20 protein-coding genes, 3 tRNA genes and 2 pseudogenes are annotated in these 25,499 nt (G+C 40.4%); 9 read left to right on the top strand and 16 right to left on the bottom strand.

Annotated features, from left to right (window positions below):
- Positions 1–244: transposase (locus FTT84_RS12640; RefSeq protein WP_257223417.1), on the bottom strand; the 244-nt coding region annotated here is incomplete at its 3' end.
- A 68-nt stretch (positions 245–312) separates the two neighbouring features.
- Here FTT84_RS12640 and FTT84_RS12635 point away from each other — a divergent pair.
- The 4 genes and pseudogenes from FTT84_RS12635 to FTT84_RS12620 all read left to right on the top strand — a co-directional run bounded on the left by FTT84_RS12635 (position 313) and on the right by FTT84_RS12620 (position 1,645).
- A pseudogene (locus FTT84_RS12635) lies at positions 313–1,217 on the top strand (alpha/beta fold hydrolase).
- Between the two features lie 132 nt (positions 1,218–1,349).
- A tRNA-Glu gene (locus FTT84_RS12630) sits at positions 1,350–1,425 on the top strand.
- 23 nt (positions 1,426–1,448) lie between these two features.
- Positions 1,449–1,524, top strand: a tRNA-Glu gene (locus tag FTT84_RS12625).
- 45 nt (positions 1,525–1,569) lie between these two features.
- A tRNA-Glu gene (locus tag FTT84_RS12620) sits at positions 1,570–1,645 on the top strand.
- 64 nt (positions 1,646–1,709) lie between these two features.
- On the opposite strand, the gene FTT84_RS12615 is transcribed toward FTT84_RS12620, so the two are convergent.
- From FTT84_RS12615 to FTT84_RS12585, 7 genes are all read right to left on the bottom strand, one after another.
- Complete coding sequence (locus FTT84_RS12615) at positions 1,710–2,309, bottom strand: YiiX family permuted papain-like enzyme (protein ID WP_067766312.1); 600 nt, start codon at positions 2,307–2,309, stop codon at positions 1,710–1,712.
- Between the two features lie 104 nt (positions 2,310–2,413).
- Positions 2,414–3,658, bottom strand: coding sequence for an NADH:flavin oxidoreductase/NADH oxidase family protein (locus tag FTT84_RS12610; RefSeq protein WP_180081343.1), 1,245 nt, complete (start codon positions 3,656–3,658; stop codon positions 2,414–2,416).
- A 143-nt stretch (positions 3,659–3,801) separates the two neighbouring features.
- Entirely contained in the window at positions 3,802–5,400 is a 1,599-nt protein-coding gene (locus tag FTT84_RS12605; protein ID WP_180081345.1) for an ABC transporter ATP-binding protein, read from the bottom strand.
- Positions 5,375–6,388: an ABC transporter permease gene (locus FTT84_RS12600; protein WP_180081347.1), complete on the bottom strand. Its 1,014-nt coding sequence runs from the start codon at positions 6,386–6,388 to the stop codon at positions 5,375–5,377. The genes FTT84_RS12605 and FTT84_RS12600 overlap by 26 nt, the downstream gene beginning before the upstream one ends.
- Positions 6,388–7,455: a microcin C ABC transporter permease YejB gene (locus FTT84_RS12595; protein WP_180081349.1), complete on the bottom strand. Its 1,068-nt coding sequence runs from the start codon at positions 7,453–7,455 to the stop codon at positions 6,388–6,390. Before FTT84_RS12595 ends, FTT84_RS12600 begins: the two co-directional genes overlap by 1 nt.
- Before the next feature lie 34 nt (positions 7,456–7,489).
- Positions 7,490–9,328, bottom strand: coding sequence for an extracellular solute-binding protein (locus FTT84_RS12590; RefSeq protein WP_180081351.1), 1,839 nt, complete (start codon positions 9,326–9,328; stop codon positions 7,490–7,492).
- A gap of 26 nt (positions 9,329–9,354) precedes the next feature.
- Positions 9,355–12,684, bottom strand: a complete 3,330-nt coding sequence (locus tag FTT84_RS12585; RefSeq protein WP_180081353.1) for a LysM peptidoglycan-binding domain-containing protein — start codon at positions 12,682–12,684, stop codon at positions 9,355–9,357.
- Positions 12,685–12,890: 206 nt separating this feature from the next.
- On the opposite strand from FTT84_RS12585, the gene dnaQ reads away from it, so the two are divergent.
- The 3 genes from dnaQ to nudC all read left to right on the top strand — a co-directional run bounded on the left by dnaQ (position 12,891) and on the right by nudC (position 16,902).
- A complete protein-coding gene (dnaQ, locus tag FTT84_RS12580; protein WP_180081355.1) occupies positions 12,891–14,354 on the top strand; it encodes a DNA polymerase III subunit epsilon in 1,464 nt (487 codons plus the stop codon).
- Positions 14,355–14,482: 128 nt separating this feature from the next.
- Positions 14,483–16,129, top strand: coding sequence for a chemotaxis protein (locus FTT84_RS12575; protein WP_180057309.1), 1,647 nt, complete (start codon positions 14,483–14,485; stop codon positions 16,127–16,129).
- The gene (nudC, locus tag FTT84_RS12570) at positions 16,129–16,902 is read left to right on the top strand and encodes an NAD(+) diphosphatase (RefSeq protein WP_067766050.1); all 774 of its coding nucleotides are present in this window, start codon (positions 16,129–16,131) and stop codon (positions 16,900–16,902) included. Before FTT84_RS12575 ends, nudC begins: the two co-directional genes overlap by 1 nt.
- A gap of 74 nt (positions 16,903–16,976) precedes the next feature.
- On the opposite strand, the gene FTT84_RS12565 is transcribed toward nudC, so the two are convergent.
- From FTT84_RS12565 to FTT84_RS12550, 4 genes are all read right to left on the bottom strand, one after another.
- The gene (locus FTT84_RS12565) at positions 16,977–17,864 is read right to left on the bottom strand and encodes an alpha/beta hydrolase (RefSeq protein WP_067766053.1); all 888 of its coding nucleotides are present in this window, start codon (positions 17,862–17,864) and stop codon (positions 16,977–16,979) included.
- Positions 17,865–17,891: 27 nt separating this feature from the next.
- Complete coding sequence (locus tag FTT84_RS12560; RefSeq protein WP_180057307.1) at positions 17,892–18,593, bottom strand: BON domain-containing protein; 702 nt, start codon at positions 18,591–18,593, stop codon at positions 17,892–17,894.
- Positions 18,594–18,655: 62 nt separating this feature from the next.
- Entirely contained in the window at positions 18,656–19,063 is a 408-nt protein-coding gene (locus tag FTT84_RS12555) for a YraN family protein (protein ID WP_180057336.1), read from the bottom strand.
- A gap of 31 nt (positions 19,064–19,094) precedes the next feature.
- On the bottom strand, positions 19,095–20,039 hold the full coding sequence (locus FTT84_RS12550; protein ID WP_180057305.1) for a penicillin-binding protein activator: 945 nt from the start codon (positions 20,037–20,039) through the stop codon (positions 19,095–19,097).
- A gap of 10 nt (positions 20,040–20,049) precedes the next feature.
- Here FTT84_RS12550 and rsmI point away from each other — a divergent pair, with 10 nt between their 5' ends.
- On the top strand, positions 20,050–20,892 hold the full coding sequence (gene rsmI, locus FTT84_RS12545; RefSeq protein ID WP_180081357.1) for a 16S rRNA (cytidine(1402)-2'-O)-methyltransferase: 843 nt from the start codon (positions 20,050–20,052) through the stop codon (positions 20,890–20,892).
- Positions 20,893–20,997: 105 nt separating this feature from the next.
- Positions 20,998–21,420 carry a hypothetical protein gene (locus FTT84_RS12540; RefSeq protein WP_067766062.1) on the top strand — a complete coding sequence of 141 codons (423 nt, stop codon included), beginning with the start codon at positions 20,998–21,000 and terminating at the stop codon, positions 21,418–21,420.
- Positions 21,421–21,523: 103 nt separating this feature from the next.
- On the opposite strand, the gene FTT84_RS12535 is transcribed toward FTT84_RS12540, so the two are convergent.
- The 4 genes and pseudogenes from FTT84_RS12535 to FTT84_RS12520 form a co-directional block, all read right to left on the bottom strand.
- A complete protein-coding gene (locus FTT84_RS12535; RefSeq protein ID WP_067766065.1) occupies positions 21,524–21,772 on the bottom strand; it encodes a hypothetical protein in 249 nt (82 codons plus the stop codon).
- Between the two features lie 177 nt (positions 21,773–21,949).
- Positions 21,950–23,191, bottom strand: coding sequence for an FAD-dependent monooxygenase (locus FTT84_RS12530; RefSeq protein WP_180081359.1), 1,242 nt, complete (start codon positions 23,189–23,191; stop codon positions 21,950–21,952).
- A complete protein-coding gene (gene ubiH / locus FTT84_RS12525; protein WP_180081361.1) occupies positions 23,188–24,396 on the bottom strand; it encodes a 2-octaprenyl-6-methoxyphenyl hydroxylase in 1,209 nt (402 codons plus the stop codon). The genes FTT84_RS12530 and ubiH overlap by 4 nt, the downstream gene beginning before the upstream one ends.
- A 378-nt stretch (positions 24,397–24,774) precedes the next feature.
- Positions 24,775–25,499 (bottom strand): annotated as a pseudogene (locus FTT84_RS12520) (ISNCY family transposase); the annotation flags it as partial.

Genomic DNA, 25,499 nt, shown 5'->3' with positions numbered 1-25,499 from the left:
GCAGTTCTTTATTTTCGCGTTCCAGTTGTTTGATACGTTCTTGGTCTGAAAGCTGCTGTACTTTAACTGGATTTTGTTTATCTAAATATTTTTGATACCAAACACGTAGTGTTTCAGGAGTACAACCTATCTTGGGAGCAATAGCGGTGATCGCAGCCCAATTCGATGGATAATCTTTTTCAGATTCAATTAGTAATTGAACCGCTCTTTCTCTAATTTCGGGGGTATAGTTTGGTTTTTTCATCGGAATAGTCTCTCAGAATATTGACTCTCCGACAAACCCGGTACGGTTCACATCCCATGAGGTGCACTATGAATGTTATCTTTATCCATGGCATGAATCAGCAACAGCAGACAGCCGCATCGTTACAACAACATTGGCTAGACATTTTAGAACAAGGTTTAATTCAAGCGCATCAGCAGGCAGCATTTCCATACTTCAAAAAAATGCTCACATGCCTTTTTATGGAGACTTACTCACGCGCTATCATTTAGAAAACACATTAAATGCAAGTACGCTTATGCCTCAGGTCTGGTCTCATTTGCCCTTTTTCCATCCTACGCACCCACTAAAACAAACCAAGATAATTAACAATAATGAAAATATTAAAAAGAGCATTTTCTACTCAAAAATCTTTGATGCTTTAAAATTTAGCCCGACCTTAAAAACTTTCTCAGCCCAAAGCAAAGACTTAGTACTGCATGATTTTTCATTTGTGCTGAATTACTTTCCCAAACTTCATGCGAGCTTACTGCACAAATTTTTAGTTGAAACATATTTATATTTATCCAACCCACATTTTATTCATGCGGTGCATACACGTATCCATGAGCAATTACACAATCATAAAACATCAGTGATTGTGGCTCATTCCCTAGGTTCGGTCATTGCATATCATTTTTTACTGCTTCATCCTGAACTTAAAATTCAACGTTTTATAAGTTTAGGCTCACCTTTAGCTTTTCGCGTGATCCAAACGTATTTTCCACAGCCGCTTCAACATCCTGATGCAATTTTAGGCGATTGGATAAATTTTTATTCACATGATGATTTTCTCAGCAGCTTCCCACTCATAAAACCAACTTTTGATTTTAAACCCGCAATTATCAACCATCAAATTCGGACAGATATTCATCATCCACATGATATTCAAAATTATTTACAACATCCTGAAGTGATCCAAGCACTCTTAGATACGATTAAAAATTCAGCATAAAATCTGTATTTTTCAAACAAATTTATCAAATTGTTTTAAATTTATGCACTCAACACGGAAAAGCTAAATTATTTGTGGAAAAGCGTTTGACACCCCCTGATTTTCAACCTAATATACGCCCACCTCTGAAACGTCCCTATCGTCTAGAGGCCTAGGACATCGCCCTTTCACGGCGGTAACCGGGGTTCGAATCCCCGTAGGGACGCCAATTTTCAGAAGTAGATTTTTTAAGTCCCTATCGTCTAGAGGCCTAGGACATCGCCCTTTCACGGCGGTAACCGGGGTTCGAATCCCCGTAGGGACGCCATTACTTCAAACTTAAAGTAACGGTTTAAAATTTATTTTCTGTACTGTCCCTATCGTCTAGAGGCCTAGGACATCGCCCTTTCACGGCGGTAACCGGGGTTCGAATCCCCGTAGGGACGCCATATTTAAGATGGCAACATCTGATAAAAAAGCCCAAGCATTTAAGACTTGGGCTTTTTTATGGCTTTAATTGCTAAAAACTTGCTGTAAATATTTCGACTCATAAATGGCTTTGGGCGCAATCACTGTTTCATTCAATGGAACTTGTTGTCCATAACGCTGCTGCATCAGTTTTTGTACTGAAGCTTGTTTTAAATCAAATTGTTTTAAATGTTGTAGCGGTGCAAGTTGTATTCCCAAAGCATCATCATACGCTTTCCAAATAATTTCAGAACAATAGATGGCTCGGTTTGACCATTCAAAATAAATATCATACGGTCGCCCCAGATACTGCTCAGCATTCTTCACTAACTTTTGTTTTTGCTGAGTGTTTAAAGAAGATTTCATTCTTTTCACCACATAATGCCCTTTTACACCACGCGCAATCCATTTATTTAGTGGTGTATATTGCACAGGTTGTATCGCCTCCAAGGCCCAAGTTTTTCCATCTTTATTCACAATCATCCCCATATGACTATAGGGTGAATGAGTCGCTTGCTGAATGACTAAACTTTGCTGCGATTTAGAAATATGAAAAATAATATCCCCAGTTTGAAACTGAGGATGTGCAAATAAAAGCGAACTAAACGTGGAAAGGACAAATAATAGAAAAAATCTGATTGGCATTCTGTTTTTATCATCATGGCTTAAAATGGAATGATCACCCCAACTCAAGTTGTGATCATTCCTAAATTAACATCTGTAGGCAAATCTTAAAATGATTAAACCAGCTAAGCTGACTTACGTGAATTTACCTGCCCTTTAATGACCGCTGTTAAATTACCTTTAAGATATTTAAAGAATACTTTAAGCGGAGATAGTTTAGGATTTGGCTGTTTACCTTCACCAATCGATTTAAACTGAGCCGCATACCAAATAATTTCCATGATGGCCATTTTATCAATCATAGGAATGCCCGTTTTAATTTTGTCTACGCCATAGCGGACATCCTGCCCCGCCAATAGACGATCAGCTAAGTCTACCTCCACTGCAAATGGGCGTGCAATCCCGACAAAGTCACATGCGCCACTGTCTAATGCAGCATTCATGCCTTGGACGGTTCTAAACCCACCTGTAACCATCAATGCACACTTTACCTCTTTACGGATATTGTCCGCAAAATCGAGGAAATAAGCTTCACGAGCAATGGTACTGGCTTTACGTTTTTCTTCTTTAGCACCCGCCATCGCTGGCGCTTCATAGGAACCGCCCGAGATTTCAATCATATCAATCCCTGCGGCATCTATTGCTTTAAAGACCTCAATCACATCTGCTTCGCTAATTCCGCCGCGTTGGAAATCAGCAGAATTTAGTTTGACCGAAATGATAAAATCATCGGTCGTCGCTGCACGAACTGCTTTATAGATTTCAAGCAAAAAGCGCATGCGATTTTCATTTGAACCACCCCACTGATCTTGACGTTTATTGGTTAAAGGTGAGAGGAACTGACTAATCAAATAACCATGTGCACCATGCAGTTGAACGCCTTCAAATCCGGCTTTTTCACATAGCTGTGCTGCTGTAGCAAAACGTTGGATAATATCGAGAATTTCATCCTCACGTAATTCACGCGGTGTACCAAAAGTCGTTGCCAACATCGGACTAAATGGAACTGCCGATGGCGCTACGGTTTCTCGGTTTAATCCTTTCGGACATTGACGACCTGGATGCGACAGTTGCACCAATTGCACCATGCCATGTTTTTTACCAATATTTGCCCATTCGCTTAATTTAGCTAAGTCGCGTTCCGTTTCAGCCACCACTACACCCGGTTCATTTTTGGCACGAAAATCCACCATGACATTACCCGTAATGGCACAGCCTAAACCACCCTTCGCCCAAGCTTCATATAACCCCAAATGCAAATGATTCGGCTGCCCTGCAGTATTTGCCAAGGCTTCACTCATAGCGCCTTTGATAATGCGATTTTTAAACGTAGTATTCCGAATTTTAAAACTTTCAGCTAAATGACTCATGGCAGAATCCATCTTCAAAATTATAATTACTGAGCAATTACTCTAATTGGTATTTTTCAAAGGTCAAGGTTATTTTGACAATCTAACATGTCAAAATAACCAGTGTTAGGTTTTATTGAAATCAGGGCTTACTAAATAGTCGATTAGTACTGACTGGCTTCAATTAACTTACGTGTGTAATCGGTTTGCGGATGCGCAAACAGATCTGTAGTATTTTGAAACTCCAGCACTTGAGCATGACGTAAGACCAAGACTTTTTGGCAGAGCGCTCTGACCACTTGCAAATCATGACTGATAAATAAATAGCTGATGTTAAATTCTTGCTGTAAACGTCGCAGCAGTTTAACAATCGAACGCTGTGTGGTTCGATCCAACGCCGAAGTCGGTTCATCTAAAATCAGCAGCTTAGGTCGTAACACCAATGCGCGCGCCAAGGCAATACGTTGCCGTTGCCCACCTGAAAGTTCATGCGGATAACGCTGTTTAAACGAAATCGGCAACTCCACTTTTTCTAAAGCTTCATCAATACATTGACCAATTTCAACTGCCGATAACTGCTTTAACGCCAGACCCTCACCAATGGTTTGTTCAACATTTAAACGTGGATTCAGACTACTAAATGGATCTTGGAAGACAATTTGAAATTTACTGCGTAAAGGTCGCAATTGTTTTTCAGACAAATGATTTATGGATTGGCCTTGAAGAAAGATATCACCATCACTTTCAATTAAACGGGCAATGGCAAGGGCTAAAGCGCTTTTACCCGAACCACTCTCCCCGACAATACCAATGGATTCCCCTTCAGCCACACTTAAATCTAAAGGTTCAACCGCAACCACATAATCTTTTATTCGATTGAGCAAGCCCTGTTTAATCGGGAATTTCACCCCAACTTGTTTCAACTGTAAAACGGTCTGTGCTGAATGCGTCTGAATCACTTCACCAAAATCATGGTCCAATAAACTACGCGTATACGCTTGTTTCGGTTGCTGAAAAATATCCTGTACTGAACCCTGTTCTTCGACAATGCCTTGATTCATGACAATCACCTGATCGGCATAGCGTTTGACTAAGTTTAGATCGTGGCTAATCAGAATTATCGCCATGTTGCGCTGCTGCTGTAAGGATTTAAGCAGGTTTAAAATTTGCGCCTGCAAAGTCACATCCAAAGCGGTGGTCGGTTCATCAGCAATTAATATCTCGGGATCAAGTGCCAATGCCATCGCAATCATCACCCGTTGACGCTGCCCACCTGAAAGTTCGTGTGGATATCGACGCAATTTTTCTTCAGGCTCAGGAATACCGACATCTGTTAATAATTCGATGACTCGTTGTCGCGTTTTAGCTCTAGACCACCCTTGCAACAGCAAAGTTTCACCAATGATTTTTTCCACTCGATGCAAGGGATTCAGCGCGGTCATCGGCTCCTGAAAAATCATGGCAATCTTTTGCCCCCGAATCTTGCGATGCTGTGCACTACTCAGACCAAGCAATGCTTGACCCTCAAATTGCACATTGCCTTGAATACTTAAATTGCGCGGCAGCAAGCCTAAAATAGCGAGGCTGCTGATGGATTTCCCGGAACCACTTTCCCCGACAATCGCTAGCGTTTCACCGGCATGCAAACGAAAGTTCAGATCTTGCACCAAAACCTGCTGCTGATGTGCAATGTTTAAATGCTCAACACAGAGTACTTCTTGATATGCATCATTCTTATTATTGGCGTCTTGGATCGAATGCATCTCGAGTCACCTCCCCAACATAAATCAATAAAGACAGCACGATGGTTAAAGTAAAGAAACCCGATAAAGCTAGCCAAGGCGCATTCAAGTTATTTCTACCTTGAAGTAATAATTCACCTAAAGATGCCGCATCTGGCGGTAAGCCATATCCCAAGAAATCCAAAGCAGTCAGTGCAGTAATATTTGCAGTTAACATAAATGGTAATTGAGACAAACTGGAACTCATGGCATTTGGTAAAATATGCCTGAACATGATGGTGCGATCGGTCACCCCCAAACTGCGGGCTGCACGGACATAATCAAAATTTCGCGCACGCAAAAATTCCGCACGCACCAATCCCACCAAGGTCGGCCAGCCAAAAAGCAGCATAATCACAAAAAGCCAATATACGCTTGGAGTAAACATGCTGACCAAAATCATCACCATGAACAACATCGGCAAACCGCCCCAGACTTCCAATATGCGCTGTCCAATCAGATCCACCCAACCGCCGTAATAGCCTTGCACAGCACCGACCATGATGCCCAATAGAGCTGAGGCCATTGTCAATGTAAAACCAAATAATAAAGACACCCGTAAACCATAAAGAATACGCGCCAACACATCGCGTCCTTGGTCATCCGTACCCAACCAGTTTTGTGCAGTCGGTGCAGATGGCACAGGTACTGCCAATTCTAAATTTGGGGTTTGGTAGGAAAATTTAATCAGCGGCCAGACCGCCCAACCTTTATCGTTAATCAGCTGTTGAACGACTGGATCTTTATAATCTGCTTCGGTTTCAAACACTCCACCAAACGTGGTTTCTGGATAGGTCTTGAGAACCGGCATATAGAGGGATTGATCGTACTTGACTAACAAAGGCTTATCATTAGCAATCAATTCTGCTGCCAAGGACAAAACAAAAATCAGGGCAAAAACAATAAAGCAGCCAAACCCAAGTTTATTTTCTTTAAATCGTTGTAAACGTGCTTGCATAATTGGAGACATTATTTTGCCCCCTGTGAATCAAAGTTAATACGCGGATCAATAATTTGATACATCACATCACTGATTAAACGCAGGATCAGCCCCATTAACGTAAAGATGAATAATGTGCCAAAAATAACAGGATAATCACGTTGTACAATTGCTTCAAAGCCCAATAAACCCAAACCATCTAAGTTAAAAATAATCTCAATAAACAGGTTACCAACAAAGAAAATGCCAATCAGCGCTTCAGGTAAGCCAGCAATCACAATCAACATGGCATTGCGAAATACATGCCCATACAACACTCTTGATTCGGTTAAGCCTTTAGATCGCGCCGCCAAGACATATTGTTTATTCAATTCGTCCATAAAAGAATATTTGGTCAGATAGGTTAAACTCGCAAAACTACCAATCACCATGGCAAATAAAGGCAACGCCATATGCCAAAAATAATCCACAATTTTGCCCAACACACTCAGTTCGGCAAAGTTTTCAGAAACTAAGCCTTGTAACGGGAACCATTGAAAATAAGAACCACCGGCAAAAAATACAATGAGCAAAATCGCAAAAGCAAACGCCGGAATGGCATAACCAATCGCCAATAAAATAGAGGTGCTTTTATCAAACAACATGCCATGTTGACGAGCTTTTTTAATCCCTAATGGTATGGAAACCAAATAAATCAGCAATGTACTCCACAACCCCAAAGACAAGGACACCGGCAATTTTTCCCAAAGCAATTGTGTCACCGCCTTATCTTTAAAATAACTGGTACCAAAATCGAGGGTTAAATAGCTTTTCAACATTAACCAAAAACGCTCCAATAACGGTTTATCAAAACCATATTGCGCTTCAATTTTTGCGACCATTTCTTCACTTAAGCCTTTGGCACCTTGATATTTGATGCTAGACGTTGCCGTTTCGCCACCGCTCGTTGTCCCAATACCCTGAAAAGCTTCGGCTTGCTGAATTGCTTGCTCAACTGGCCCACCCGGAGCAATCTGAATTACCACAAAGTTAATCAATAAAATGAAAAACAACGTCGGAATAATCAGGAGCAAACGCTTTAATATATATGTGCCCATGTTTAAGATGACTTTCCTTGTAATTCAGTTGTTGTTATTGTTGACGCAAATATTGCGTAACTTTTTTTGCTTCAACTGCATTGCTCCACCAGTAATCAATACCCGTGGACAACTTTGGTTTTATATTTGGTTGTTGATACATGTTCCAATAGGCAAACCAATTTTCCCCTTTTCCATAAGTTGGAATTTGGTAATAACCTGCCCGTAAAAGCCGATCTAGTACCCGAGTACGAACAATAAGTTGATCACGATTCGGCGCATCAATCACTTGTTGAATCACGTTATCAATCACAGCACTTTTAATGCCTGCATAATTATAATTTCCAACCTGATCAGCGGCTTCACTCCCCCAAAATTGTGCTTGTTCACTAGATGGAATCAGGGATTGTGGCATTTCATCAATAATCATATCGAAATCAGAGTGACGTAATCTTTCTGTATATTGCGCATCATCTACTTTACGGATATTGACTGTAATCCCCAATCGTTTCAAATTTCGAATATAGGGTAAGATTATCCTTTGCATTTCACTTTGGTGGATTAAAAACTCAAAATGTACTGGTCGTAAATTTTGATCAACAAGCACACCATTGTGATACCGATAACCTGAGTTTAATAATAGCTGACGTGCAGTCAGTAGATTGCTACGATTAAAACCACTCGCATCTGACACAGGATATTTCCAATTGGCCAATACGCCTTTACGCTCTAAAGGACTCATTTCATTTAATAATGGTTTTAAAACTTCCATTTCTGCAGTCGTTGGCAAACCTTTGGCTTCCAATACGCTATTTGAAAAATAACTCTGTAAGCGCTGATATTGTCCATAAAACAAGGCTTTATTTTGCCACTCAAAATCGTAGGCATAGGTTAATGCTTGACGAAAGCGAATATCCTGAAATGGCATTCGGCGCGTATTAAATACCATGCTTTTTGTGGGTATTGGTCGCTCATGTGCGATACGTTTTTGTACCACCAAACCCGCTTTAACGGCTGGAAATTGGTAATCACTTACCCATTTTCGTGCTATTTTTTCTTCATATAAACTTGATTGCCCAGCTTTAAATCCTTCAAAAGCAATATCTGCGCTTCGATAATAAGTAAACTTGAGAATATCAAAATTATATCGGCCTCTATTCACCGGAAGCTCTTTTGCCCAATACTTCAAGTTTCGTTTATAACTAATACTGCGTCCAGAATTAATCTGATGAATCAAATAAGGGCCAGAACCTAAAATAGGTTGCATGGTTATTTGAGTAAAATCCTTTTTTGCCCAATCCATTTTTGAATAAATTGGCATCTGTGCTAATATCAGTGGCATATCAGAATTATTGCCTGATTTAAATGTCATTTTGACCTGATATTTTGACAACACTTCAGTTTTATCCAAATCTGCTAGATACATTTGTAGTCCAGGATTAGATTTCGTTTGATAAGTGTCAAAACTAAATTTCACATCTTCAGCAGTCAGTTCCGAGCCATCACTAAAACGTGCCTTAGGATTAAGATGAAAAACTGCAAAGTTAGTATGCTCAGGGTCAAAAGTAATTTTTTCAGCAATTAATGGATATAACACGCCGGGTTCATCTAAAGATGAACTCATCAGGGTATCAAATAAATAATTTACACCTTCGACTGAGCTTCCTTTGCCATTCATGCTATTTAAATTATCAAAACCACCTATAACTGATGTAGTTAAATAACCTCCTTTTGCAGCATAAACATTGGCATAAGGCATTGCTGATAGTTGGCTATATTTAGGCTGACTATGTATCGCAAGAAAAGGCGTGGTCTGCAATGCAGCCCACGCCCCTTGTGTTACTAAAGTTAAACTAGATACTGCTAACCAGATTGAAGTTGAAGCATATGACATTCAACTTAACTCCTGTTTAGTACGACTCAGTTCGGCACCTTAATTACATCACCAATTCTTAGTTGAGCCGATGGTTTCAGGTCATTCATTTCAGCTAAAGCCGAGCTCTCCATACCGTAACGACTCGCTAAACCAATTAAAGTATCACCACGTTTAATACGATATTCCGAAATTGTTTTAGGAACTTGTATGCTCTGCCCAACTCGTAAACCTGCGCGAGGGCTCAAATTATTCAATTCCGCCAAATCAGAAACGCTAACGCCTACACGATTCGCAATCGAATTTAGGGATTCACCAGATTTCACACTGTAGCTTTCCGTATTATTCGATTTAACTGAATTTGTCGAAGTTTTAACTGCTGACTTTTTAGTGTCTAAAGTTTTATTGCTAAGGTCAGATGGGATCTCACCATCAATTTTAAGTTTTTGACCAACTCGTATAGCACTATTGGTACTGAGTCCATTCAAGGCTGCCAAATAACTTAATTGAAGTTTATATTTATTCGCGATTTGACCTAAGCTTTCACCGGATTTAACTACATGTGTGTCGCTCATTTCATTTGATACACGACTCACAGCCTTAGACTCATTTTTAGATTCAACTTTTGTTGACTCATCACCGGTGAGTTTTAACTTTTGTCCAACGCGAAGCCCAGAACTGCGTTCAATACCATTGATATTAGCAACATAATCCATGCCCAAATTATAACGGCTTGCAATACCTGTTAAGGTATCACCTGACTGAACAACATAGGTATCAGGTACTGAATTTCCTGCTGGCACTTTCAAACTTTGTCCAACTTGCAATCCACTATTGCTATTTAGATTATTCAGATTTGCTAATTCAGACAGACTAATTTTTGATTGTGATGCAATACTGTAAAGCGTGTCACCGCGTTGAACTTTATAAGTTTCAACTTTATAAGCAGGATCAACTTTGACATTTTCAATACGGCTAACGACTTTACTGTCTAACTTTTCAACTTTTTCATCAGTCTCAACAGTATTTACAGGCACATTGATTTTTTGACCCGCCATCAAGCTACTATTTGAAGTTAGACCCGGTGTTAAGTCGGCTAACTCCTGATTTGACAGTGCATAACGGTCTGCAATGACTTTTAGATATTCACCACGTTTTACCACATAAGACTTGGTCTGAATTTTTTGCACTTTTTCAGCCGTCTGGCTCGCTATCGCTTTTTTATCAGCCTCAAGTTTTGCTTTGGATGCAGCCGTTTCTTTCAATGAAAGTTTTTGACCGACAAATAGACCACTTGTTGTAGTTAAACCATTGTAGTCAGCAAGTTGCTTAGTTGTTAATCCAAACTGGCTCGCAACTGCGGTTAGACTGTCATTGGCTTTAACCACATATTGATCTGGCGTTGTTTTCGCTTTCGATTCTTCATTATTTTGTACAATCGGCTTAGCATCGTACAAATAAATTGTTGTCCCTACATATAAAGTTGAATCTGGGGAAATTTGGTTCCACTGTGCAATATCACGCCAGTTGACACCATTTTTCATCGCAATCAATGCCAACGTATCACCCGACAAAACCGTATAAGTACTACGTTTACCTTTCGGTGGTACCACCACGATTTCTGAATCCGTACGGATCACATTTTTGCCTTGGTTACGTTTAGCCTCTTCAGAATCTAAGCTGGTATTTTCAGCGACACTTTTCGGATAAGAAAAGCCTTTTGTTAACTCTTTACCTTGCTGCTCTGCAACAGACTGGCTGGTCTGAATTGCAGTCAGCTTAATCTTGCCATCGTATGGATCGACAATTTCAGTACCTTTAGGTGCAAGGGCTTTAATTTCTTCTACAACTTCTTCTTGTTCTGCTTTGGTTGCAACCGGTTTTAAGACTTCATCAACTGTTTTATTTTCACCATCCGCCTTAATCGCTGCCATGATTTGTTCACGTTCATTAGCAGATAATGGCGGCTCGACAGAAACAGGTTTCACTTGTGTACTTGGTGAAACTGCAACAGGAATACGCGGCGCACTAGGAATATCCGTATTTGAAGCGAAAGCAGCCAATGCAGAAGAACCCACAGGCGTTTTCACTTTTACTTGACTTGCTGTAGATGTAACTGTCGTTGTCGCAGGTGTAGTAACTGTTTTAGCTGGTGGTGTTACGACAGCTGCAACTGATGGCTGATTTTTTAAAGGTGGCGGCGTAACTTTCGCAGGTTGAATCGTTTTGGTATTTAACTCAGGCGGCGTCACACGTGAAGGCGTAATTTCAACATTATTTTTCGGTAAGTTTGAATTACTTGCCCAATAACCTGAAGATCCACCTACCTGTAATTTTTTCAAACGCGCATCAACAGAAGGACTCACATCTGCTGGAATCAAAATACGCATTGGACTGCTGCTATCAATCACATCACCGCGATGACCGGGGTTTAATGAATACAATTCAGCACGACTCAAACCTGTAATTGATGCAATTTCATTTAGATTGGCAGGACCAACTGCAACTTCACGGAAATGCGGACGGTTTGCAATTGGCGGTAAACTTACACCATATGCACCCGGGTTTTTAATTATTTGCGCAACAGCTAAGAAACGTGGCACATAATTCATGGTTTCTTGCGGTAATTTTAACGACCAATAATCGGTTGGTAGGCCTGCTGCGCGGTTGCGGTTAATGGCTTGTTGAATCCGACCAGGCCCTGCGTTATAAGAAGCCAATGCCAATTCCCAAGAACCAAATTGGTTATGTAATGCACCCAAAAACTCATAAGCAGCACGTGTTGATTCAACTACATCACGACGACCGTCATATAAAGAAGTTTGTTTTAAACCGTAGATACGACCTGTACTAGGGATGAACTGCCATAAACCTGCTGCTGCTGCACTACTGGTTGCTGCTGGATCATAAGAACTTTCAATCACAGGGAGCAAAGCCAATTCTGTCGGCAAACCACGACGCTCTGCTTCTTTTACGGTGTGATATAAATAACGCGATGCACGTGCACTTAAACGATCGATATAAGGTTGACGCGAAATAAACCAACCTCGTTGCGCTTCAATACGGCTATCCCAATGGTTTAAATCCATCTTGAAACCAACCGTCATACGCTTCCAAACATCACCATGTTTTAGAACCAATAAACGATCGCCTTCTACTGCACGCATATCTGTTGCAGACAGTAAATCTTCTAGCGAGTCTAAACTGTTGGCATCAAGAAAATTAGAACCCGCCTGCTTCGAGCCCGCTTTTTGAGTTGTTGTTTGCGACGATGCACAGCCCGTGAGACCCAGTGCTGCAAGTGCCGAACCTAACACTGTAAATTTAAATAGTTGAGGTAAAGTAGGCTGCCATTCAGTCGCAGTTGATTTATACATAAAAAAATCCAGACAACTCGTATAAAATTTATTTTTTAGATATGCCATTGTAGTGAAGCAGGCTTCAGATACAAGGCGTTAATTTAACGCTATTTCAGTATAAATGTTACAAGAAATTAAAAAAAACGCGCGATATGGCTTTATCAGCCGCATTTGCGATATACAATATACAACTCAGATTGATAATTTTTGTCCGGATTTGATTTATGTCTCAAACAATCACGCTTTATGTTGATGGTGCATGTCGCGGCAACCCTGGTTTGGGTGGCTGGGGAGCTTATATCATCCGTGAATCCGGCGAAGAGAAAATCTGTGGTGGTGAAGAAAATACCACCAATAACCGCATGGAACTGACTGCTGCCATAGAAGGCATTAAGCATTGTTCAGCCGATGATAAGTTAATTATTTGGACTGACTCCAACTATGTGAAACAAGGCATCACTGAATGGATTCATGGTTGGAAAAAGAAAAATTGGAAAGATGTTAAGAATCCTGACCTTTGGAAACTCCTTGATGCTGCATGTCAGGGTCGTGATATTGAGTGGAACTGGATCAAAGGTCATGCGGGACATCCTGGCAATGAAATGGCCGATCAATTGGCCAATCTTGGTGCCGACAAAACTTTAGAAGCACTCAAGCAAGCCCCAGCTACTGTAGCTGAAGCCCCTAAAAAAAAAGCTGAATTAGACTGGTTGCTCAATGATCCATTTGGACTTGAGTTTGCTGGTGATGAAGACGATGAAGAACCACCGGAAGATACATCTACAGTTACAGCCGAAGTCATTCATGATGATACAACTGAAATTCCTGTCATCGTATCAAATACAGCTGTAACAGATACCGATGTTGCCGTTGAAAAAGTATTCAGCCCAGAAACGAAAAATAAAAAAGCAGATCATTTAAAACAGAGTGCCGATTTAACAAATAAAGTGATTCATCCTAAAATCGTGATCACGCCTGCGACTGTTGATGTCACAGGCCCACGTCAGCTGATTCTCGATACAGAAACGACAGGTTTCTATTTTCAAGATGGTGACCGAATTATTGAAGTCGGCGCTGTGGAAATGATTAACCGTAAATTGACGGGTAGCTCAATTCACATTTATATCAATCCGCAAAAACCCGTCGGTGAATCTGAAAATATCCATGGTATCAGCGATGACTTTCTTAAAGACCAACCCTTATATAGTGAAATTGCCGATGTGCTGTTTGATTATTTAAAAGGGGCAGAAATTATTGCGCATAATGCTACCTTCGATATGAACTTCCTCAATATGGAGTTCAAGCGTGCAGGATTTGTTGCGCTTTCGGACGTGTGTGAAGTAACTGACACCTTGGCAATGGCGAAAGCCAAACACCCTGGCCAGAAAAACTCTCTTGATGCTTTAGTGCGTCGTTATGAAATTCCACAACGTGATCGTACCTTCCATGGTGCCTTACTCGATGCTGAAATTTTATCTGATGTTTACTTAGCGATGACTGGTGGTCAGGTTTCATTTGATATGGATGCCTTGACCCACAGCCAAAATGCTGATGGTTCACAAACCCGAACTGTAGTAGAAATTGAACTTCCTGTCATTCTACCTTCAGCAGATGAACTTGAGGCACATGAGACATGGATCAAACAATATGAAGAAAAACATGGATCACCTTGCCTTTTTGCCAAATAAAAACTAAATTTCGTGTTACTTTTTGTATTTAAACAATTCATACATACGTTATAGTAAAACCATAAACATGAACCGCCTTAACCGGCGGTTTATAAACAAGATATAACATCAAGGAAAGGTGCAGATACATGTCTTACCAAACCTCTATTCATTTTGATCCAACGGCTTTGCTGATAATAAAAAATGAAGTTGATAACTCGATCAAATTAGTCGAATCAGCAGTCAGCACCCTAGTTGAAGATCAAACATTACCTTTCGGGATTGATGATGCACTGACTCAATTTGAACAGTGTGCACAAGTTTTAGCATTGGTCGATATGCCAAGTTTGGCAAAGATTGCCCAATATTCAGCAGAATTAATGCGCAAGATCATGGGGAATCCAGCGCAAATTAATACTCAAGATGTCATCGCATTGAGCGAAGGCACCACCATGCTAAAACGCTATATTGAATTTATCTGTCTGCGTGAAGTTAAAATCCCACAATTCCTGCTCGACAGCTTAAACCGCTTAGAACTTGCTTTAGGTAAGCCGGTAACAACTGAAGGTCAGCATATTGAGTCACTACTCGACTGCATTACACCTGATTTTGAATTACCTCAAGCACCTGCTTTAGAAAAATCAAAATATGTTCATCGTTTATACAAACTCACGCTGAATAAATTGATAAAGCAAGAAGAAAGCGAACTTGACCTACAAGCGATGAAATTGGTCGGTGCTTATTTAGCTGGATTATCTGAAAAGCACCCAAGTAAACAATATTGGAACTTGGTTTTTGTTGCACTCAATCAAATTGATCAACTGTTGATTACCGATGCACGTTTACGCACGCTAATCAGCATTGAACGCAACATGGCTCAATTTTTTGATGCACCAGAACGTTATAAAGCGAGTATTGCAGATCTTGCCAACGTCCTGAGCCTTTGCATCAGTCAAGAAGATGTCATATCGCATCATATTCGTGGCAAGCTCAACATTGGCGAAGATCTATTAACTGATACACAGCTACAAGTATTTAGCCGTCATTTATATGGCCCTGACTTTGACACCATGCATACCATTGGTGAGTTAGTGACGAGTGAGATGGCCCAAATTCGCAATGACATTGAGTTCAACTACCAAAACATGACACCTGAAAAGACTCAGGAACTACAAACCAAATTGAATGAGTTAGCGAACATCTTCAAAGTACTCAACCTGAATGAAGCGCATAACGATTTATCACGTCAAGCAGCTTCTCTCGGTAATACTGCAATTCTGCAAGATGAAAACTTTGCTCAGCAATTGATGAATACCATTCTTTCAGCAATGAACTCAATTGGTGTATTAGAGCGTCACCATACCTCAAGCCGCCTGCAGCTGCGTGTGAATAACATGAACATCTCGCTTGATCGCTTAGATGAAGCCCATGCTGCATTGCTGAACGAAACCAAAGTCTTAATTGATACAGCCAGCCAATCTTTGGCGCAGTACTTGAAAGATGGTGATGTAACAAATATTGCAACCACAGCGACACAAGTACGTGAAATTGGTGGTGCAATGTTGTTCTTAAATGCGGATGCTGCACAAAATGCATTAAATACCACAGCGAAATTTATTCAAGCTCGAGTTGATACAGCTACTGCAATCAATGCAGTGGAAATCAATCAAGCGCTCGATTCACTCGCAAGTGCTGACATGCTCATTGACAATTTAAAGAACAAACAACCTGTATTACACACGATGTTTAAGGTAGCATTGGACAGTAGCGAAAAACTGAAATCTGCAGCAGCCTAATGTCTAAATTGTCACTTGCCTATATCTTTAAACAACAGCAATTGTTGGTCGATGAAAACTTTCAACTTCCAGAAGTTGAGCAACTCGCAAGTGATTTAAATATAGGTACGGGTGATCAAGTGATTGCCCGTGACCTCCTCGAAGATGAGCCTATTCCTCAAGGCTTACAACTCATTCCAATACGTCAGCTTTTGCAACTCTGGAATGTCAAAGAGTTTGAACAAGCTAGTCGTGCAATTCAACTTTTAGAATGGCGTCGTAATCATAAATTTTGTAGCCATTGCGGTACAGCAACTGAAGTTCACGCGACTGAATATGCAATGGTATGCCCTGCCTGTGGCTATCACCAATATCCACGGGTCAATCCCTGCGTCATTACCGTTATTACACGTGGCAAGGACGAAATCCTCTTAGCAAAAAATGCGCGTAACGCACGGCAAATGTATGGCTTAATTGCCGGTTTTGTTGAAGTTGGCGAAACTTTAGAGGAAGCTGTACGTCGCGAAACCTTGGAAGAAGTTGGCATACAGGTTAAAAATATCCAGTACTTAGCTAGCCAACCTTGGCCTTTCCCGAGTAATTTAATGATTGCTTTTAAAGCCGAATATGCAGCTGGTGAATTACAGTTACAAGAAGAAGAAATTGCGGATGCCGCATTTTTCAAGTTTGATCATCTGCCAGAAATCCCCTTTAAAGGTAGTATTGCCCACGCCATGATTATGCATGCGATACATGGAACAGCGGTAGCTGATGATACAGAGGCTTGGCTTTAATCAAGCAGCAAAAGGTATTTACAAAAAAATAAACCGCAATAGATTTGCGGTTTATTCATACCAATAACAGCTCTCTAAACCTTCGGGCTAATTTCATCTAAAACACGCATAATTTCAGCTTTGGTTTTAAAGAAACGACTAAATAAGCTCGATACTGACCCAATCATCGTGATATGACCGACACGAGGAATTTCTATTAACTGACTGTGATTTCCCAATGCCTTTAATTGACGGTCTAAATCTTCACTATTATTTACCCCAACAATATCGTCATTCGCGGCAGTAAATAAGTAGTGTTTTACTTTGTTAGATTCAACAAAATAATACGGCATCACTTGCTGATATGGGACATCTTGATCGAAAGCCTCAGCACAAATTGGGTCACCTTTATAGTCAAAATGATAAGGCCCAGCCAAGCCGACAATGGCACGAATGTTTTCACGGATTTGTAATTGATATGGCTGAGGATGGTACAGCGCAGACATGACATTAAATGCCCCTGCTGAATGCCCCATCAACACCAAATCTTCTAGTTCGATCTGCAACTTATGCTGTGATTGCGTCAAATAGTTTAATGCTAGACTCAAATCATCAATTGATGCAGGAAAAATATGTTCTGGTGCAAGTTGATAGTTTATAACCGCAACATCAAAACCTTCTTTAGCAAAGGCTTCACCAATAAAACCATAGTCTTTTTTATCACCATGCATCCATGCGCCACCATGTACAAATACAATCAGTGGGCGCTTTTGACGTGGTTGCTCAGTACGATATAAATCCAAACGATGACGGGCTTTTAAGCCATACGCAATATTACTTTGGATGCTATAACCTTTTTTAGGTGTGAGCCGATTGAGTGCAAGACTACCAAAATCATAGATTCTAAAGTCTCGATAAAGTGATTTTGCCAGCTCCACCTTTTGTTGAAGCTGTTGTGACCAAAGCTGAAACTTGCTCGACATAGATTTTCGATACTAAATAATTGAGATTTATTGTGCGTAATTTGGATCAACTGCATCTGGGTCAATGGCAACGGGCGTTTGTACTTCAGGTTGCACATCACTAACAGTTGGTGTGGTAAAGCTCGAGTTGATACTACGCTCTTGTGGATTTGAGCTTTGTTCAACATTGTCAATTAAAGTGACAATTCGCGTTACATTACCCACTTGTTGCAAGATTTGATTTAAGTCTGTGATTTCCGCACTGTTTAAACGGCCCATCACATAAAGAACAGCATCTTCAGTATGAATGTGTACTTTGCTGTCAGATACCACAGGCGCTTTCATAATTAGCCCACGGGTATTAGCTGTTACAGCTGTATCTTGCATAATAGTGCTGTAGCTAATTTGGTTGCCCACAGTAATATAATTATGTACGGTTTTAACATCACTCATTGAACGAACATTTTCTTCAGCCAATTCTTTTAAGTGATTATCAGGCACTTGGCCTGTTAACAACACATTGCCATGAAAGCTTTCAATATTGACACGAGATTGTTTAAAACGACTATCTAATTTATATAAATTAATTTTTGCAGTACGAACAATAGATGAGTCAATAAATACTTGCCCCAAAGAGCGTGCACCACTTTCCGTTCCTACAGGTGCTGAGCCTGTACCATTTGAAATAAAACTCGCACATCCTGATAAACTCGCGACACAAAGCATCGTCATTGCAATACGCTTAACCACTCAGCACAACTCCTAAAATTTTTACACCGGTATTTTTCTATGCATTTACACAGTTTCTTTTATCAGAGATTAATCAACTCTTGATCAAAAGTAAAAGCATTTTCAATCCATTGCTGATCATACGGGTATTTTGAAAAGTCTTGCTGTAGTGTTTTTGCAAAGTGTTGATAAAAATCAAAACAAATCACATCAAAGCGACAATAATAATCATAAAAATGTGACTGTTCATTTAAAAAATGCAACGCGGTCTTCATCATTTTACGTTGTTTGTGAATCGAGATTGTTTCTATCGCTTGTGCATATTGGGTATTTGAACGCGCTTTAACTTCAATAAAAACCAAGTCTTTTTCTCGAGCTACGATCAAATCAATTTCGCCATAACGACTATGTAAATTACGTTGTACCAAGACATAATTTTGCTGCTCTGCCCATGTTAGCGCTTGCTGCTCTGCCCACTGGCCTAAGTTCATCATATCCACACCCTCAATCTAACTTTTCCTATTAAATTGAAATCGGCTCAATACCCTTTTTAGTTCGTTGATAGCAATGTGGAATACGGTGAATTTGATTGTCACTGATTTTAATTAATCCTGTCCTGCCCTGAAATTCTAAACTTTTTAATTTGGGCTCTTGTAAATATTGCTTCGCGATATGCCACGCGTCACCACCGAAAGCCATTAAACGTTGATATGGCATCGCAACAGGATTATGTTCATAAGCCCGCATTACATCTGACCACTTCGCATCATACAATGCTGGTGCATCACAAAACTTCACCCCCATTGGTACTGGTTGATCGGCCTCAATTGCATTGGCCAACGTGTAAATTTGCTTTTTAGGTAAATTATTTTGACTATTTAACCACTGATTATTACCGAGCAATAACACCCCCTGATATTTCTTTATTTTTGCAGGCAATTGATCAATAACATGTAATGGCAGAGGTGTTTGACTCATGAGCACCATTAACATCAGTTCATGCTCATCCTCTGTCCCTGGCTGCCTGAACACCATCACTTCTTTTAATTGATCTTTTTCAAAAACATTTTTTAAAGCTACAGCATCATCACGTTTGGCCAAACTATATTGCCAAACATTGGCCATTTGATTTGAAGATTCATTTAATGCAAGTACACGGACTTTCGGTTTGGCCTTGACCAAGGCTTCGACGTCTTGACGTGCAAGTGGTCCAATGACCAGTTGTGTTTTTTTATTGACGTGTTTTTTTAATAAAGCTGCTATCTGCTTTTGATCCGAATTAATAAATTTTACGTGTACTTTATAGTCGGATGAATTATATGCGCTGTTGAAACCTTGCTTAATACTGGATGCGGCTCGCGCCATAGGGCCAGATTCGGGTAGAATGACCAATACATTTGCTTGTGCTGCTGAAATTAAACTGCTTAGCAAGCAAAAAACCATTATTTTTTTCTTATTATCCAACATGGAGAAACCTATGAGTGCTCAGTTATTTGTTGTTGCGACTCCAATCGGGCACTTAGATGATATTAGTTATCGTGCAATTGATGTTTTGAAGTCGGTTAAAATTATTGCCGCTGAGGATACACGAACTTCTGCACAATTACTTAAGCATTTTGGTATCTCAACCCCCTTAACTGCATGTCATGATCACAATGAAAATAACAAGATTGATCAACTGATTGAACGTCTTGAAAATGGTGAGAATATGGCGTTAATCAGTGATGCTGGTACGCCATTAATCAGTGATCCAGGGTTTAAATTAGTCCGTGCTGCACAAGAAAAAAATATCCGTGTTATTCCAGTTCCAGGTGCATGTGCCGCAATTGCCGCACTGAGTGCTGTAGGCTTACCTAGTGACCGTTTTAGTTTTGAAGGTTTCTTACCTTCTAAACAATCACAACGTTTATTGGCACTAGAAAAACTTAAAGATGAAACTCAAACCATGATTATCTATGAAGCGCCACATCGTATTGTCGATAGCTTAAAAGATATGGTTGAGGTTTTTGGTGCGGATCGTCCTGTCGGTTTTGCACGTGAGATCACCAAAACATTTGAAACCATTAAAAAAATGGCTTTGGGTGAATTGGTACAGTTTGTAGAGTCTGATCACAACCAACAAAAAGGTGAAATCGTACTGGTGATTGGTGGTGCTACGGTTGAAAAAGACTTAGACCAGGAAAAGCTAGATAAATTATTAACTCGCTTACTTCAAGATTTATCAGTCAAAGCTGCATCACAATTGGCCGCAGATTTAACAGGTATTAAAAAGAAAGTGGCTTACCAACGCGCTTTAGAGTTAACGCAAGCAAACGACTAAATTTACATTTATTTCATCTTTATAAACTTATGGAATCTTCGGATTCCATAAACGATATAATTAAATAAACAACTTCAAAAACAATATGTAATAGTGATGAATAAAATGTCGATAAAACAATCTCTCAAAAATAATGCTGTGTGGATTGTATTTAATCTAGTTTGGTTCATCATGCTTGCGCATATTCTTTATTATGGTCTAAAACCTTATCGTCACTATCGCTTTGAAGAGCTGATCAGCGCTGACCCGCATGCTGTATTGATGACCATGATCTTGCTTTCATTGTATTTCATTGCTGGCAATATAATGAAGTACACTGGATTCTGGCCGCGCCGTCGTTACCTGTCTTATTTGATTCTGAGTACTGTTTTAATGTTTCAAAGCTTTGTTGCATTTATTGGTGCTATGCATTCACCGCCATACTGGGCAGCATTTATTATCAACTCTATGTTTCTACTATTACTACATTTTGTGTTTTATCCAATCTATGCGATTAGTCGAAAATATATGAAACCGCAAAAAAATTAAAGTTGTATAAGTAAATTGAGAACGCTCAAAAATAGAATAACTGTCACAACAAGTTCTTGGGCAAAACACAAAAAAAACACCACTTGATGTGGTGTTTTTTATTTTAATCTTTTGCAGACTCGTCTGGAGGTACTTCAGTAATACGCCCACCACGAGCTAAGAATGCCGCAACTTCATCTTCAAGTGCTTGACGCTGTTTAAGCTTTGCAGTCACTGTTAGCGTTTCTGCTTCTGCAGTGTCGCCATCCGTTGCAGAATCAGCTGCATCACCCGCGCCTTTTTCAGCAGCTTGCGCTTCGTCTTCGTCGACTACTGAGTCTTCAGCATCATCATAATCGTTCATATCAGTCATCGTGTTCTCCCCGCTAATGACTTATGTTTGCCAGTGGATGGCTGGTTTTAAATTAAAAGAAATTTAACAATCTCTGAGCTTTTCGCATAGTGCCTAAGATCAAAAAATCGTATCTTTTTTAATCAAAATCGTAACCTTGTATAAACGATTGCTTAAAAATTATCTATTTTTCGATTATCAAGCATAGATCGTGTCTTTGAGAATACTTAAGCCATTCGCCTGAGCCATGAAGGCATCTTTCAGAACTGCCTGATTTTCAACTTGTTTGAGACCAATATTACGCGCCCAAACCACAGGTGATAAAGTCGTGGTTTCCAACCAACCAATTGCTGACATGCTATGCATCATGGCATCATTTTGGCCTTTACGACGATGCTCATAACGTTTCAAAGTTTGCTCATGTGCCCAAACACCACGCTTTTTATCCTTCAAGAGCACATCACATAACACCGCAGCATCTAAGCAACCAATATTCACACCTTGCCCCGCTAATGGATGAATCACATGTGCAGCATCGCCAATTAAAGCCAAGCCATCACGCACGTATTGCTGTGCAGCACGCGCTTTGAGCGGAAACTTAGCACGCGGTGTTGCTTCTAGTACTTCGCCTAACATGTGATGGCTTTCACGTGTCAATAATTGAGTGAACTCAGTGTCATTTAAAGCCACATATTCATCGGCATAATCATCTGGCAAAGTCCAAACGATAGACTGCCAATAGCCACTTTCTTCTGATTTTAAACTTGCCATCGGTAAAAATGCCAATGGCCCCGTTTCTAAGAAAATTTGACGTGCCACATGTAGATGCTGTTGGGTGGTTTTTATGGCACAACTCACCCCTGCTTGTTTGTAATCTAGAACATCTAAATCAATAAAAGCTTGTTCACGTACAAAGGAGTTTGCGCCATCTGCACCAATCACCAATTTCGTTTTCAGCTGTGTCCCATCTGCAAGGTGAATGATCCACACACCCACACCTTGTTCAACATGAGTCACTTTCACTTGCGTTCGATAATCTTGCAATTGTTCGAGCATTTTTTCTTGAATGGCTAAGTTCAAGAGACTTGGTTCAACCATTGAACCCAAGGCTTGCTCGATACTCGGAGTCTGCTCGGAAACATGGCCGAAGTTAATTTCACCATAGCCATTTTTATTCCAAACTTGCATACCCGTATACGGCTGCTGACGTGCAAGTTTTTCCCATACTTGCACTGTTTTTAATAATTGAATCGTCGCTTGGCTTAAAGCAAGTACACGTGGATTGGCGACGCTTTTGGTTTTTTCAGCATCTAAAATGGGTGCTGCATCAAGTACCGTCGCTTGCACACCACCTTGAGCGAGTAATAGAGCCGTTAAACCACCAACAAGGCCACCACCGACAATTACGACATCTAAAACATCAGACTGATTTACACTCATGCTTTTAATCCCATTGCGTAGTTAGCAACCAGTGGTTTAACGCCAGGAATAGTATCAAAGGCCACCAATCCAGTATTACGGATAAACTTCAACAATGGATTGCGATTGCTAAAACCACGTACGACAGAATCACAGAATTTAATCACACGCTGCTGATCGGTTAGGCGGGATTTTTCATAATCTAACAACATTTCGGCATCGCCTAAATCTGCATTGTTGCTCATTTGTTCTGTTAAATAACGTAATAATACATGGGCATCACGCATACAAAGATTGAAGCCCTGACCTGCCACTGGATGAATGGTATGTGCTGCATTACCCATCAACACTACACGTCCAACTGCTTGTTTCTCAGCAAGCACTTGTGACAATGGAAAGCTAAAGCGTTTACCAGTTTTTTGAAACTTACCTGCACGGTCGCCATAGGTTTGTTGTAATGCATCAAGGAAATGTTGATCATTTTCATCACCCAACCATTCTCCTTCAGTCCCTTTAGCAACAGGCCAAACAACAGAACGACGGTATTCACCCGGTAAAGGTAATAGTGCCAGAGGCCCTAAATGGCTAAAGCGTTCAAAACCTACATGATTATGCGGTTTAGAGGTTTGGACTGTGGTCACAATAGCAACTTGGTCATAGTCATGCACAGATGCGCCAATGCCTAAGGCTTTGCGGCAGAATGAATCACGACCATCTGCAGCAATCACAATTTTTGCTTGTAGTTTGAGTTGTTCTTCACCGCGCTGTGCTTCGATATAGGCATGGTCTGCATCTTGCGTAAGTGATGTGACTTGCACACCATCTATCAACTCGATGAGTGTTTGTTTTTTGACTTCCGTGAGCAATACGCGACCGAGCCATGCGTTTTCAATCACTTGCCCAAAGCTTTCGACTTTTTCTTGATCTGCTTTTAAACGCGCCTTACCAAAGCTGCCCTGTTCAGTAATGTTAACTTCTAAAATAGGCGTTGCATGTTCTTGCAAAGCGCTCCACAAGCCAAGTTCTTGGTAGATTTGCACGGTACGGCGTGACAATGCACTGTTTCGCGCATCGAAACTTGAGTGATATGGGGCAAGGTTTGCATCATCATAATTGGGGTATTTGATTGCTTCGAGTAGCTTTACGCCAATCTTTGCTTTTGCCAACATCAGAGCCAGACTCAGTCCGACCATTCCACCACCCACAATGATGACTTCTTGCTGCATGCTTTGATCCTTCTATGCGTATCTAGCTAGGTTTAGATACTTATAATCTTGATTGAATTTATCTTACCGCAAAGTCTTTTATTTTTATAATGAAATAGCGTTGTAGCCAAGTAAGGTGATTGAATCTTGATAATTTTACCCAAACCACATTGGATCAATTAGTGTTTAAAAAAGTTGGAATTGCTTATATTCTCTGATCAAAATCTTGGAACACACATATAAGATAAGACGTAGACAGTGAAGAATCTATAAAAATTCTGAGAGTTCATAACCAAACATTCCTGATTGATTTAAATACATATTTTATGGAATAAAATTAAATTATGTTATTCACCAATTAAAATGTCTATGCGATAAACCATTTAAAATGTCCTGTTTTTAACCACAAGAGTCAAGCACAGGATTTAAGTTTCTTTGTTCAACAACAGCTTTCTGAGCTTTACGACTTGGCATACTTTTCTTGGCCCGGGAACGTTTATTCTGTTTTTCTAGTTCTTCATGCTGCTGTTGAATATGCGCCAGGACTGAACCTAACCGTTTATTCTCAACAATCTCATTTTGCTGTAGTCCAGCCAGTTTATTGAAGACACTATAGTTGATCTTCCGTCCTTCATGCATGAGGGCCACAGTGCCATCCGGATACTCCAGAAATGCAATGTATTGCCCAGCAAGCTTATGATTCAGCTCTATCGGTTCAAGCAGATAAATACATTTGTCATAGGTAATCGTCAGGTTCTTGGTGACCTTACGCGGTTCCTGCCAGGTAAAAATATCATCCAGTTCAAGATCAGATTCGGTTAATGGTCGATGCAGGTTCTTTGAGTTTCGCGCACATTTGGCGAACTTCTGATTGAACTGCTCAATAAAGCAGGGCAACCAGGCATTTGCTTCTACAATCGAACAGATGCCTTCCAGGCGCATCTCCTTGATCAAACGGTCCTGAAGGGTTCTATTCGCTCGCTCTACGCGACCCTTCGCCTGTGGGGAGTTGGCGAAGATAATATCAATGTTTAACTCATTCAGAATCCGCCCAAATTGCGTGATCTTGCTGTCTTGGCTGGATTTCTGATTCACTCTGAATACCGAGTGTTTATCGCTGTAAA

Source organism: Acinetobacter sp. YH01019 (genome assembly GCF_013420285.1).
In the GTDB taxonomy this organism is placed as follows: Bacteria; Pseudomonadota; Gammaproteobacteria; order Pseudomonadales; family Moraxellaceae; genus Acinetobacter; species Acinetobacter gandensis.
Note: the sequence above shows the minus strand (reverse complement) of the source record. Positions and strands in the feature narration are given on the sequence as shown.